The sequence below is a fragment of the Streptomyces sp. NPDC090022 genome (genome assembly GCF_044748145.1).
In the GTDB taxonomy this organism is placed as follows: domain Bacteria; phylum Actinomycetota; class Actinomycetes; order Streptomycetales; family Streptomycetaceae; genus Streptomyces.
The window spans coordinates 100,744-112,425 of sequence record NZ_JBIVFN010000008.1; the positions used below are offsets into that span (position 1 = coordinate 100,744).

Here is an 11,682-nt window from a genome sequence, read left to right on the forward strand (position 1 = left end):
GTTACGCGTCCAGGTGCCCCGTGTCGTTCCAGCGCTCCAGGGCCGGCTCCCCGTACGCCCAGCCCAGGACGGACAGGGAGGTCGGGTCCAGCCGGATGCGCGCGCCGAAGGAGGCGTCCAGGCCGAGCCAGCGGGCCGCCAGGGTGCGCAGGATGTGACCGTGCGCGAAGACCAGGACGTCATGCTCGGCCGCGCGGGCCCAGCGCACGACCTCGTCGGCGCGGGCGGCGACGTCGGCGACCGACTCGCCGCCGGGGACGCCGTCGCGCCAGATCAGCCAGCCGGGGCGGACGGCCTGGATCTCGGCCGGGGTCATGCCCTCGTAGTCGCCGTAGTCCCACTCCATCAGCGTGTCCCAGGGATCGGCACGGGCGCCGAAACCGGCGAGGTCGCAGCTCTCGCTCGCCCGCAGCAGCGGGCTGGTGCGCACCTCGACGCCCGGCAGCCCCGCCCACGGGTCCTTGGCGAGCCGCTCGCCGAGGAGCTTCGCGCCGCGCCGGCCCTCCTCGAGCAGGGGGACGTCCGTGCGGCCCGTGTGCTTGCCGGACAGCGACCACGCGGTCTGCCCGTGGCGGGCCAGCAGGATGCGGGGGGCCATGTGCGTTTCTCCCAGGTTCGTGCCGGTCATGGCCGGTTATCGCCGGTTGTATCGTCCGACCATCATCCATCACAGGAACACCAGGCAACCCGTCCGTACATACGTGCGTCTTACACCGTATGACTCACAGGCCCCGGCCCACCCGTTGGTGGGCCGAACTGCTGCTCCTGGGGCTCGTCTACGCCGCGTACTCGGGCGGCAGACTCCTCGCCCGCGGCGACGTGCAGCTCGCCGTCGACCACGGGCTCGCGATCCTGCGCTTCGAGGGCGCCCTCGGGATGGACTTCGAACGGCCCCTCAACCGGCTGTTCACCGACCAGGCCTGGCTGGGCGTGCCCGCCGACTTCGTCTACGCCTCGCTGCACTACCTGGTGACCCCGGCCGTGCTGGTCTGGCTCTACCGCCGCCGGCCCGCCCACTACCGCCTCGCGCGCACCTGGCTGGTGGCGTCCACGCTGCTCGGGCTGATCGGCTTCACGCTGATGCCGACCTGCCCGCCACGGCTGCTGGACGCGGCGCACGGGTTCAGCGACACGATGGCGCAGTACAGCGGGTACGGCTGGTGGGGCGCGGAGGCCAGCGCGCCGCGCGGGATGGGCTCGTTCACCAACCAGTACGCCGCCATGCCGAGCCTGCACGTCGGCTGGGCCCTGTGGTGCGGCGTCCTGCTGTGGATGTACGGCCGCCGGCCCCTGGTACGGGCGTTCGGCGTGGCGTATCCGCTGGTCACGACCCTGGTCGTGATGGGGACGGCCAACCACTACTTCTTCGACGCGGTCGCGGGCGCGGCGGTCATGGGAGCCGGTTGTCTGCTGGCCCGGCGAATCGTTTTCCGCCGCGGCCCCACGATTGTCAGTGGCGGATGGGACACTTCCGCGGGTGAGCTCCTACCCGCCCAGCGGCCCTCCGCAGACGACTCTCCGGCAGCGGCTCGCTGACCTGCGCGGCCCCGCCGTGCCGCCCCGCCCGCTCGACGCCCGGGCGCTGGCGGCGCTCGCCGCCAACCCCGGCTGCGGCAGACGCGCCCTGCTGGACGGGGCCGGGGTCGACAAGACCGCGCTGGCCTCGGCGCTGGGCTCGCCCGCGGCCTTCGGCCAGTCGCAGTTCGCCATGATCCGCGGCAATTCCTTCGAGGCCAAGGTGAAGGGCGACGGCGGGGCGGAGCTGCTGCGCCTGGTCCACGAGCACCTCGGCGCCGGGGCCGAGCCGCCCGGCCGGGGCGCCCGCGTCCCCGACCTGACCGCCGCCGGCCCCGAGGGCCGTGCGGCCCGTACGGCGCTGGCGCTGCGCGAGGCCACCGCGGCCGGCCGCGACGAGGGCGCGTGGACCCTGCTGGACCACCCGATGCTGGCGCTGGAGGTGGCGGGCACCCCCGCCTATCTGGAGCCGGACGCCGTGGTGGTGCACCCCGACGGCCGCTGGACGGTCGTCGAGATCAAGTCCTTCCCGATGATCGACGGGGCGGCGGACGCGGCGAAGGTCGGCGCCGCCGCCCGCCAGGCCGCCGTCTACGTACTGGCGCTGGAGAAGACCGCCGACCTGCTGCCGCAGGCGCGGGTGGGGCACACGGCGCTGCTGGTCTGCCCCAGGGACTTCTCGAACCTGCCCACCGCGGCCGCCCTGGACGTCCGCAAGCAGCGCTCCGTCACCCGGCGCCAGCTGGAGCGGCTCACCCGCGTCGAGGAGCTGGCCGCCGCACTGCCCGCGGGCCTGAGCTTCGACGTGGCCCGGCCCGCCGAGGAGCTGACGGAGGCGGTGGCCGCGGTCGACGCGGTGTACGCGCCGGAGTGCCTGGCCTCGTGCGAGCTGGCCTTCCACTGCCGTTCCGCGGCGCGCGCCGCCGACACCGTCACGGCGCTGGGCCGCTCGGTCCGGGGCGAGCTGGGGGCGCTGACCACCGTCGGCGAGGCCCTCGCGGCCGCCCGCGGGGAGGGCGCCGGGGACGACCCGACCGCCGCCGCGCTGTACCGGGCGGCCCGGCTGCGCGCGGAGGCCCTGGAGATCGCGGCCGCCGATCCGTACGAGGTGCCGGAGGCCGTCGAATGCCCCTGCTGAACACGCTGGCCCGGCTGGAGGCCGTGCGCGCGGGCCGGGCCCAGCCGCTGGCGACCGTCCGGCACCGGCACATCGGCGCGGAACCGCTGGTGTTCGTGCCGCTGACCACGGCCGGTGAGGCCGGTGCGCCGCTGGGCGCGATGGTCGGCACCGACCGGCACGACCCGCGGATCCTCGTCGTACCGCAGCCGCGCGACCGGGACCTGCGCTGGGAGTTCCTGGCGGACCTCGCGGCGCGGGTCATGCCGTACCTCGACGGGTACGCGGACGTGGTGGAGCCGGCCGAGCGCACCGAGACCGACCCGGAGACGGGCAAGCGGGTCAAGGTGGAGACCGAGCTGTGCGTGGACGCGCCGCAGCTGATCGTGCCGAGCCGGGCGGGCATCGAGTACGTCCGGCTGCTGGGCCGGTCGATGCGGTTCCGGCGGACGGCGGAGGAGGACCCGGACAACCCCTACCCGGCGCCCACCCAGGTGCCGCTGCTGGGCCGCTGGTTCACGCACCTGGGCGAGCGCGCACGGGTGCCGGGCTCCTCGATGCTGCTGTCGGCGACCGATCTGCTGGCGCGGCACTGGGCGACCGGGCAGAGCAACCTGGAGGACCAGCACCTGGGCTCGCTGCTGGCCTGGATCGATCCCCCCGAGGGCGCTTCCGGGGCGGAGGCCGCGCTGCGCGCCGAGCACGGCCGGGACGCCGACGGCCAGCTGCTGGTGCCGCCGGCCGGTCCGGCCACCGACCCGGCCTTCGACAACAAGCTGCTGGCCCCGGCGATGGCGAAGTTCGACGCGGCCCGGGCCGGCGGGCTGCCGCGCGACGCGGACCCGGTGCGGCTGGCCGAGCGGGCGATCCGGCGCCTGGTCGTGGCGCAGATGGCGAACACCTGGTGGTCGGTGTGGGAGGCCGTCGACCTGATGCGCACGCTGCGGCCGGGCGAGCGGGCCGAGGAGCGCTGGACGCGCGACCGCTGGTCCTACACCGGTCACCGGGACCGGGTGCGGGCGGGCGAGCCCCCGCAGCCGCGCCGCGACGACGCGGTGACGGCGGCGCAGAAGCTGGCCACGCGCGAGACCGAGCAGGTCCGCCTGGACGCCCAGGAGGCGCTGGACGATCCGCTGGTGATGGCGGGCCGGCGGCTGGCGGGCGAGGCGTTCGCGGGCGAGGTCACCGAGGTGGTGATGGCGTGGACGGAGTCGAAGCGGCCCAGTCCCCGCCCGCTGGTGACGGTCGCCACGGAGGACACCCCGCAGCTGGCGGAGGCCGGCGGCGGCAAGGTGTACCGGGTGCTCGACGGCCGGACGCAGACCGCCGAGTTCGTCCGCTTCGAGGAGGACGGGCAGCTGGTGCTGCGGCTGCTGGACCGGATGGGCCGCGGCCGGGAGCCGGAGCCGGGCTCGGTGCCGGAGAAGGGCGACCGGCTGTGCTGGACGCTGTTCGAGCACGACGCCCGGGGCGGCCCGAAGCTGCCGGACCCGGAGAACACCCCGTGGACCCACGGCGGCCCGCCCGGATCGCCCGCCGCCGCGCTCTTCCCCCACCCCGTTGACGCCGTGACCGACGAGGACGTCCTGTGACCGCGACCGCGTTCGACCCGGGCACCGCCGCCGCTCGGGCCACCGAGGCGATCCTCGATGACACGCTCCACGGCACCGAGCGGGGAGTGGTCGTCGACTCCCCGCCCGGCGCCGGCAAGTCCACGCTCGTGGTCCGGGCCGCCCGCGAACTGGCCGGGGCCGGCCGCCGGCTGATGGTGGTCGCGCAGACCAACGCGCAGGTCGACGATCTGGTGCTGCGGCTGGCGCAGAAGGACCCGGAGCTGAAGGTGGGCCGGCTGCACAGCAGCGACGGCGACGCGTACGACCCGGCGCTGCGCGAGCTGCCCTCGGTCACCCTCTCGGCCAAGGCGGGCGATCTGGCCGAGCTGCCGATCGTGATCTCCACGGCCGCCAAGTGGGCGCACACGCAGGGTGTGGAGCCCTGGGAGCACGCGATCGTCGACGAGGCGTACCAGATGCGTTCGGACGCGCTGCTGGCCGTGGCCGGGCTGTTCGAGCGGGCGCTGTTCGTGGGCGACCCGGGGCAGCTGGACCCGTTCAGCGTGGTGGGCGCCGAGCAGTGGGCGGGTCTGTCGTACGACCCGTCGGCGAGCGCGGTCTCCACGCTCCTGGCGCACAATCCGCATCTGCCGCAGCACCGGCTGCCGGTGTCCTGGCGGCTGCCGGCGTCGGCGGCGCCCCTGGTGTCCGGCGCGTTCTACCCGTACACCCCGTTCCGCAGCGGTACGGGCCACGGCGACCGGCGGCTGTCGTACGGCGTGGCCTCGGACGGCTCGGGCCCGGACCGGGTCCTGGACGAGGCGGCGGAGGCGGGCTGGGGCCTGCTGGAGCTGCCCGCGCGGCACACCCCGCGCACGGATCCGGAGGCGGTACGGGCGGTCGCCCTGGTCGTACGGCGCGCGCTGGACCGCGGCGCGGTGACGGCGGACGAGCAGTCCCCGGACCCGCGGCCGCTGTCGGCGGACCGGATCGCGGTCGGCACGGCCCACCGCGACCAGGCCTCGGCGGTCCGCGCGGCGCTGGCCGAGCTCGGGGTCACGGGCGTCACGGTGGACACCGCGAACCGGCTGCAGGGCCGCGAGTACGACCTGACGGTGGTGCTGCACCCGCTGTCCGGCCGCCCGGACGCGACCGCCTTCCACCTGGAGACGGGCCGGCTGTGCGTGCTGGCGTCCCGGCACCGGCACGCGTGCGTGGTCGTGGCCCGGGCGGGCATCGCGGACCTGCTGGACGACCACCCGTCGACGGAACCGGTGCAGCTGGGCGTGACGGTGAAGTTCCCGGACGGCTGGGAGGCCAACCACGTGGTGCTGGCGCACCTGGCGGAGCACCGGGTGACGTGGCGGCCGTGAGGCCCGTCAGGGCCCTTCCTCCGCCAGCCGCTCGGTGATGGCGTCACCGAGCTGGGTCAGGGCCTCCATCTGGGCGGGGGTGAGCAGGTCGATCAGGTGCCGGCGTACGGAGGCCACGTGGGGCGGGGCGGCCTCGGTGATCGTCTCCAGCCCGGTCTCCGTGAGCCTCACCTCGGCGCCGCGGCCGTCGCAGGCGACCTCCTCGCGGCGGACGAGGCCGCGCAGCTCCATCCGGGTGATCTGGTGGGAGAGCCGGCTGCGCGACCAGAGCATGCGTTCGGCGAGGTCGCTGACGCGGCGGCGGTGACCGGGGCTCTCGCTGAGCACGGACAGTACGTCGTAGTCGGCTTCGGAGAGGGCGCTGTCCTGGCCGAGGTCGCGGGCGATCCGGGCGTTGACCAGGGGGAACATCCGGCGCCAGGCGCGCCAGGCGCGCTGCTCGGACTCCGTGAGCCAGGCGGGCTCGGCGGTCGGCGCGGGTTCCGTCATGCGGAGACTGTAGCTGTTGGGTGACACGTCATCTACCTGGTTGACACATCACACAGCGCCCGCTTTGATCAGTGACACGTCAACTACTACTCCCTGTCGGAGGCCGCGCGATGCCGCGTCTGCTCGTCCTGTCCACCAGCACCCGCCCGACCTCCCTCGGCCGCCCCCTCGCCGCCTGGGTCACCGAGACCGCGCGTGCGCACGACGGCTTCGCCGTGACCCCCGCCGACCTCGGCGAGATCGCCCTGCCGCTCCTGGGCGAGCCGGAGCAGCCGGCCACCGGCGTCTACACGCACCAGCACACCAAGGACTGGAGCGCGCTCGTACAGTCGGCGGACGCCGTGCTGTTCGTCATGCCGATGTACAACGGCAGCTTCAACGCCGCGCTGAAGAACGCCGTCGACTACCTCTACCAGGAGTGGAAGGGCAAGGCCGTCGGTCTCGTCAGCTACAGCGCGGGGCCGTCCGGGGGCGCGCCGGCCGCCGAGATGATCCGCACCGTGCTGGACCGCATCGGCACGCGTACGGCCGCGCAGGCCCCGGCCGTGGCGGGCATCCACACCCTGGTCGCCGACGGCGCCTTCCAGGCCCCGGAGGGCCTCGGCGGCCAGGTCACCGAGCTGCTCGACGAGCTGGCGAAGCTGGCTGCGGAGGCGTAGGGGCCTGGGCCCCACGGGGTGGTCTTGCGCGGGGTTGGACAATGGTGGATGGCCCGGAAAGCCGGCACCGACGTAGGAGGACAGGGATGGCAGAGCCCGAGCGGAGGCTGCGGCCCGCGCCGCTGCTCTTCGAGCCCGCGGAGGCCGCCGCGGACCCCGAGCACTTCTTCGACCTCGAGTCGATCGAGGACCCGGGCGAGCTGCTGGCACGTGCGACCGAGCTGACGCTGGCGTTCCGGGCGGCGCAGGACCGGGCGGTGGAGTTCCAGGCGATCGCCGCCGCGCAGCTGGCGGATCCGCGCCGCTTCGACCGGGTGCCGGCGGCCGCGATCGCCGAGCGGGCGGAGTGGACCGAGGACTACGCGCTGAAGATGATCGAGTTCGGCGAGGCCCTTCTCCGCGGGGCGCCGGACCCCGAATAACGCGGACCCCGCCCCCTGGCCTCCCCCGGATTCCCCCTGGCCTCCCCCGGATTCCCTCCGGGGGAGGTCCGGCCCCGCCCCGGCGGGGCCATAGCGCACTCCGGTGGGCGGCGTCCTCCGTTTGCGCAACTCTGCGCAAGCGACCGGGCACGCCCGGTACATCTGGTCCGCATGACGACGATGCTGACCGCGGACACGCGCCCCCACGTCACCCCGCACGGCGCCGCCTGGCTCGCCTCGGCCGCGCCGTACCCCCGCAGCACCCTCGCCCTCTGGCAGGCGCGGCCCGGCGCGCCCGCCGTGCTGCCGTGCGGGACCGTGTTCGACGTCGTCAACGTGCCCGTCGTCTTCGGGCGGCGGATGCTGGACCTGCTGTGGAACGAGGGGCCCGGGTCCGGGCCGGTGGCCGTGCACCGGGGGCGCATGCTGCTCCTCGCCGAGCCCGGCACCGCCGACCGGCTGCCCTCGCTGCTGCGCTGGGAGGAGTGGGAGGACGACGTCCCGAGCCCGCTGTGCCACGGCCGCGGGGACGCCGTGACCGTCCCGGCGCTCGCCGCCACGCCCGGCCCCTCCCGCTGGCTGGTGGCCCCCGACAGTCGCGACCCCTGGCTGCCCGGCCCCGAGGCCCTGCTGTGGGCCTGCGTCCGGGCCGGACGGGCAGAACGAGCCGGACGGGCAGGACGAGCCGGACGAGCAGGTCAGGCCCGTCGGGCCGGTGAGGCCGGTGCGGCCGATCGGAGCGGCCGCCACCGCGGACCTGCGGATATCGATTTTTCGTTCCGCCGGTCCGGGTGCTAATGTCTACGACGTCAGCAGGCGCCGCTAGCTCAGTTGGTTAGAGCAGCTGACTCTTAATCAGCGGGTCCGGGGTTCGAGTCCCTGGCGGCGCACGACAAGAGCAAGGCCCCCTTCGCGAGAAGGGGGCCTTGCTCGTCTGTCCACCGGCTACGTGGTGATCTTCACCGTGTACGCGCCCGACCGCGTCCGGTCCGCGACCTCGATCCGGATCCGCTCCCCCGGCACCGCGTAGGACTCCCCCACCTCCAGCGGCGCGTCCGCCAGCGGCGGGTACACCGATCGGTCCCAGCAGGCCTCCGACTCCGGGTGCGCGTCGAGGACCTCGATCGGGCCGCCGCCCGACGCCGCCTCGTTGCGCACCCGGTAGACCAGCACGCCCTCCGTGCACGTCTCCCCGTCGTTGCCGGCGGAGCCCCGCGCCTCGACGGCGATCGCGCTGCCCGGGCCGGTACGGACCACCGCCAGCCGGGTCCCCCCGCTGCCGCCCCGCGGCGGGGCCTCGCCGAGCGGGACCAGGGTGTGCAGCGAGGAGCCGTTCTGCACGCAGTCCACCTGCGCCGCGCCCAGCCAGCCCAGCTTCCACTTGTGCCAGCCGAACAGGTCCGGGGCCATGCCGAACTGGCTGCCCATGACGTCCCAGTCCCCGACGTACGTGTCCCAGTCCCCCTTGCCGTCCGTCGGCCGGTGGTAGAGGTCGGGCAGGTCGAAGACGTGGCCCGTCTCGTGGGCCAGGACGTTGCGGTCTGGCGGGTGCTGCTCGAAGACGGTCACGATGCGCCGCAGGTCCGTGCCGTCCGCCCGGATCGGACGGTCGAAGTTGACGACCTTGGTGGCGTCGGAGTCCACCCCGGGCGCGTCCGGGTCGGCCACGAAGTAGACGACGTCGTACGCCGAGAAGTCGACCTTCTCGTCCGCGGTGGCGACCGCGTCGCGCAGGTAGGCCGCCCGGTCCTCCGGGGCCCAGTCGCGCTGTATCCCGTACGCGGTGGACGCCTTGGGCATCTGGACCCACTCCGGCTGCGGGTGCGGCACCAGCGTGAACTTCCCGTACGAGGCGCGTTCGAAGAACTCGCTGGTCGCCGGGAAGTAGTCGCCCGTCAGCTCCTTCGGCGTGACCCGCGGCCCGGCGTCGGGGAAGGAGAGGAACACCATGACCGCGTTCAGGGTGCGCACGGGCCTGGGGTAGGCGCGGTTCCAGGTGTCCAGACCCAGGGAGTGGTGTGCCGCCGTACGGGTGAGGGCGCAGGGCCCGGCCCCCGAGTCGGCGACCGCGGGCCCCGCGACGAGAGACATGGCGGCGAGTGCCGTCAGGGAGGTGAGGGCGGCCGCGGCGCTGCGGGCGCGGTCGCGGTCGCGGGCGCGGTCGCGGTCGCGGTCGGGACCGTGGTCCCGGTCGCGGTCCCGGTCGCGGTCACGCTCCACTCCCCCGGGTGTCTGCTGTCGCGGCACATCGACCTCCGGTGGTGGTTTTTGCCATAACTCCTCCACCTTGCGGCGACTTACTGTCATATGTCCTGTTCCGCTGCCCCACGCGAGTGAGCGGACGGGCGCGCCGATGACCCCCGGCCTTCACGTCTCGCCTACAGAACGTCACGACCGATCACCTGAGATCAGCTGCGGAGTTTGCCTGCTCAGAGCCGTGCAGAAACGATCAGGCGGTACCCCCCGCCCGTACCGTCACGCTGACGAAGTGCTGCCCCACGGACGGCGACGCCGCTGGATAGGCCCGTGCGGGTGGCTCTATGATCGGCACACTTTCCTGCGCGGCCATCACGAGAACTGCGGGAGCGAGCGGTGAGCGGAACCTCAGAGGGAACCGGTTCGGCGGCCGACAGCATCCGTCCGGCCACTACGGAGCGTTACTCTCCGATGGCGGCAGGGCCGTCCCGGAGCGGCTTCGAAATGCGCGACTACCGGGCCGCGTTCAACGCCGCCCACCTCCCGATGGCCGTCGTCGACCGGGACGGATTCGTCGTCGCGGCCAACGACGCGCTGGCCACGCTGCTGGGCACCGAGCCGCACGCGCTCGTCGAGCAGCGGGCTGCCGAGCTCGTGGACCTGGCCGCCGAGGCCCGGACCTGGCAGGCGTACCGGGAGGTGCTGCGCGGCCGGCAGGCGCGGCTGCGCTGCACCCGCCGGCTCAAGCACCCCGACGGGCACTCGGTGTGGACCGAGGTCACGCTGGGGCCCGTACCCGGCAGCCGTGACGTGCTGCTGTCGGTCGCGGACATCAGCGACCGGCGCGACCTCCAGGCCCGGCTGCGGCACCTCCAGATGCACGACCCGGTCACCCGGCTGCCCAACCGGGCGCTGTTCTTCGAACGGCTCTCGGCCGCCCTGGAGTCCTCCTCGTACGAGCACGGTGGCACCGGCCGGATCGGGCTGTGCTACCTGGACCTGGACGGTTTCAAGGCCGTCAACGACACCCTCGGGCACCGGGTGGGCGACCGGCTGCTGACGGCGGTGGCGGCGCGCCTGACGACGTGCGCCGACCAGTCGGGGTACGGGCGCACGGGCGGCCACCTGGTGGCGCGGCTGGGCGGGGACGAGTTCGCGCTGCTGGTGGAGGACTCCACGGGCACCGAGCAGCTGGCCGACCTGGCCCGGTCCGTCCTGGCCGCCGTCCAGGAGCCGTTCGACCTGGCCGGGCAGCGGCTGTCGGTGTCGGCGTCGATCGGGGTGGTGGAGCGGACGACGGAGGGGACCTCGGCGACGGGGCTGATGCAGGCCGCGGACACGACGCTGTACTGGGCGAAGGCGGACGGCAAGGCCCGCTGGACCCTCTTCGACCCGGAGCGCAACGCGCACCGCATGACCCGCCAGGCCCTGTCCTCCACCCTCCGGCCGGCGGTCGAGCGGGGCGAGTTCGAGCTGGAGTACCAGCCGCTGGTGGACCTGGAGAGCGGGGCCGTGCGCGGGGTGGAGGCCCTGGTGCGCTGGAACCACCCGCAGTTCGGAACGCTGACGCCGAATCGGTTCATCGGAATTGCGGAAGAGGACGGGTCGATCGTCCAGCTGGGGCAGTGGGTGCTGCGTACGGCCTGCCGGCAGGCCCGGCGCTGGCAGATCGAGCACCCCAGCGACTCGCCGGTGTTCGTGTCCGTCAACGTGGCGGTGCGCCAGGTGTGGGACTCCGACCTGGTGGGCGATGTCGCGGAGATCCTCGCGGAGACGGGCCTCACCCCGCAGCTGCTGCAACTGGAGCTGACCGAGTCGGCGGTCATGGGCTCGGCCGGGCGCCCGCTCCAGGCCCTCCAGGCGCTCAGCGACATGGGCGTGCGCATCGCCATCGACGACTTCGGCACCGGCTACTCGAACCTGGCGTACCTGAGCCGGCTCCCGGTCTCGGTGCTCAAGCTGGACGGGTCCTTCGTCCGCGGCTTCCGCTACGAGGAGGGCACGCACCCCAACCCGGCCGACGAGACCATCGTCGAGGCCATGGTCCAGCTCGCCCACCGGCTGGGGCTGACGGTCACCGCCGAGTGCGTGGAGACGGCGGGGCAGGCGGCCCGGCTGCGGCGCGTCGGCTGCGACACGGGCCAGGGCTGGCTGTACTCCCGGGCGGTGGCGCCGGAACGGATCGCGGAGATGATCGTCACGCGGGAGGCCGTCGCCCCGGCCGCGGGGTAAGCCGGGGGGGCGGGCGGTACGGGCGGTACGGGCGCGCGAGGCCCGTGGAGGCTCCCCGGCGACCCGTCCATCCGAACCCGCTCACGTCCGCGGAATCCGGCCGGTATTGACACACCGCCACCCCGC

At 74.2% G+C, this 11,682-nt stretch carries 11 protein-coding genes and 1 tRNA gene; 9 read left to right on the forward strand and 3 right to left on the reverse strand.

The genetic code is table 11. From position 1 onward, the window contains the following. Position 1: 1 nt before the first annotated feature. Complete coding sequence (locus ACIPXB_RS17630) at positions 2 to 598, reverse strand: histidine phosphatase family protein (protein ID WP_401450451.1); 597 nt, start codon at positions 596 to 598, stop codon at positions 2 to 4. A 119-nt stretch (positions 599 to 717) separates the two neighbouring features. Between ACIPXB_RS17630 and ACIPXB_RS17635 the strand changes: the two genes are divergently transcribed. From ACIPXB_RS17635 to ACIPXB_RS17650, 4 genes are read left to right on the forward strand one after another with little or no spacing between them, the layout of a single operon-like run. Further along, complete coding sequence (locus tag ACIPXB_RS17635) at positions 718 to 1,536, forward strand: phosphatase PAP2 family protein (protein ID WP_401450454.1); 819 nt, start codon at positions 718 to 720, stop codon at positions 1,534 to 1,536. After that, positions 1,478 to 2,653: a hypothetical protein gene (locus ACIPXB_RS17640; RefSeq protein ID WP_401450456.1), complete on the forward strand. Its 1,176-nt coding sequence runs from the start codon at positions 1,478 to 1,480 to the stop codon at positions 2,651 to 2,653. The genes ACIPXB_RS17635 and ACIPXB_RS17640 overlap by 59 nt, the downstream gene beginning before the upstream one ends. Further along, positions 2,641 to 4,224, forward strand: coding sequence for a hypothetical protein (locus tag ACIPXB_RS17645; RefSeq protein ID WP_401450459.1), 1,584 nt, complete (start codon positions 2,641 to 2,643; stop codon positions 4,222 to 4,224). The genes ACIPXB_RS17640 and ACIPXB_RS17645 overlap by 13 nt, the downstream gene beginning before the upstream one ends. Continuing rightward, positions 4,221 to 5,558 (forward strand): AAA domain-containing protein, encoded by a 1,338-nt coding sequence (locus tag ACIPXB_RS17650; protein WP_401450461.1) that lies wholly within the window; start codon positions 4,221 to 4,223, stop codon positions 5,556 to 5,558. The genes ACIPXB_RS17645 and ACIPXB_RS17650 overlap by 4 nt, the downstream gene beginning before the upstream one ends. 6 nt (positions 5,559 to 5,564) lie before the next feature. Here ACIPXB_RS17650 and ACIPXB_RS17655 read toward each other — a convergent pair whose 3' ends face one another. Beyond that, positions 5,565 to 6,047 carry a MarR family winged helix-turn-helix transcriptional regulator gene (locus ACIPXB_RS17655; protein ID WP_401450463.1) on the reverse strand — a complete coding sequence of 161 codons (483 nt, stop codon included), beginning with the start codon at positions 6,045 to 6,047 and terminating at the stop codon, positions 5,565 to 5,567. A gap of 110 nt (positions 6,048 to 6,157) precedes the next feature. On the opposite strand from ACIPXB_RS17655, the gene ACIPXB_RS17660 reads away from it, so the two are divergent. The 4 genes from ACIPXB_RS17660 to ACIPXB_RS17675 all read left to right on the forward strand — a co-directional run bounded on the left by ACIPXB_RS17660 (position 6,158) and on the right by ACIPXB_RS17675 (position 8,018). Then, positions 6,158 to 6,706, forward strand: a complete 549-nt coding sequence (locus tag ACIPXB_RS17660; RefSeq protein ID WP_401450465.1) for an NADPH-dependent FMN reductase — start codon at positions 6,158 to 6,160, stop codon at positions 6,704 to 6,706. An 86-nt stretch (positions 6,707 to 6,792) separates the two neighbouring features. After that, positions 6,793 to 7,128, forward strand: a complete 336-nt coding sequence (locus ACIPXB_RS17665) for a hypothetical protein (RefSeq protein WP_401450467.1) — start codon at positions 6,793 to 6,795, stop codon at positions 7,126 to 7,128. A 171-nt stretch (positions 7,129 to 7,299) separates the two neighbouring features. Next, on the forward strand, positions 7,300 to 7,926 hold the full coding sequence (locus tag ACIPXB_RS17670; RefSeq protein WP_401450469.1) for a bifunctional DNA primase/polymerase: 627 nt from the start codon (positions 7,300 to 7,302) through the stop codon (positions 7,924 to 7,926). Between the two features lie 18 nt (positions 7,927 to 7,944). Continuing rightward, positions 7,945 to 8,018 (forward strand) — tRNA-Lys (locus ACIPXB_RS17675). Positions 8,019 to 8,073: 55 nt separating this feature from the next. On the opposite strand, the gene ACIPXB_RS17680 is transcribed toward ACIPXB_RS17675, so the two are convergent. Beyond that, positions 8,074 to 9,435: a M6 family metalloprotease domain-containing protein gene (locus ACIPXB_RS17680; RefSeq protein ID WP_401450471.1), complete on the reverse strand. Its 1,362-nt coding sequence runs from the start codon at positions 9,433 to 9,435 to the stop codon at positions 8,074 to 8,076. A gap of 360 nt (positions 9,436 to 9,795) precedes the next feature. Between ACIPXB_RS17680 and ACIPXB_RS17685 the strand changes: the two genes are divergently transcribed. Further along, positions 9,796 to 11,556: a putative bifunctional diguanylate cyclase/phosphodiesterase gene (locus ACIPXB_RS17685; RefSeq protein WP_401450473.1), complete on the forward strand. Its 1,761-nt coding sequence runs from the start codon at positions 9,796 to 9,798 to the stop codon at positions 11,554 to 11,556. Positions 11,557 to 11,682 lie beyond the last annotated feature (126 nt).

Bases quoted from the DNA above. Each gene is read 5' to 3' on its own strand.
- ACIPXB_RS17670 (WP_401450469.1), top strand. From the start codon at position 7,300: ATGACGACGATGCTGACCGCGGACACGCGCCCCCACGTCACCCCGCAC.
- ACIPXB_RS17630 (WP_401450451.1), bottom strand. From the start codon at position 598: ATGGCCCCCCGCATCCTGCTGGCCCGCCACGGGCAGACCGCGTGGTCG.
- ACIPXB_RS17635 (WP_401450454.1), top strand. From the start codon at position 718: ATGACTCACAGGCCCCGGCCCACCCGTTGGTGGGCCGAACTGCTGCTC.
- ACIPXB_RS17660 (WP_401450465.1), top strand. From the start codon at position 6,158: ATGCCGCGTCTGCTCGTCCTGTCCACCAGCACCCGCCCGACCTCCCTC.
- ACIPXB_RS17665 (WP_401450467.1), top strand. From the start codon at position 6,793: ATGGCAGAGCCCGAGCGGAGGCTGCGGCCCGCGCCGCTGCTCTTCGAG.
- ACIPXB_RS17645 (WP_401450459.1), top strand. From the start codon at position 2,641: ATGCCCCTGCTGAACACGCTGGCCCGGCTGGAGGCCGTGCGCGCGGGC.
- ACIPXB_RS17685 (WP_401450473.1), top strand. From the start codon at position 9,796: ATGGCGGCAGGGCCGTCCCGGAGCGGCTTCGAAATGCGCGACTACCGG.
- ACIPXB_RS17680 (WP_401450471.1), bottom strand. From the start codon at position 9,435: ATGACAGTAAGTCGCCGCAAGGTGGAGGAGTTATGGCAAAAACCACCA.
- ACIPXB_RS17655 (WP_401450463.1), bottom strand. From the start codon at position 6,047: ATGACGGAACCCGCGCCGACCGCCGAGCCCGCCTGGCTCACGGAGTCC.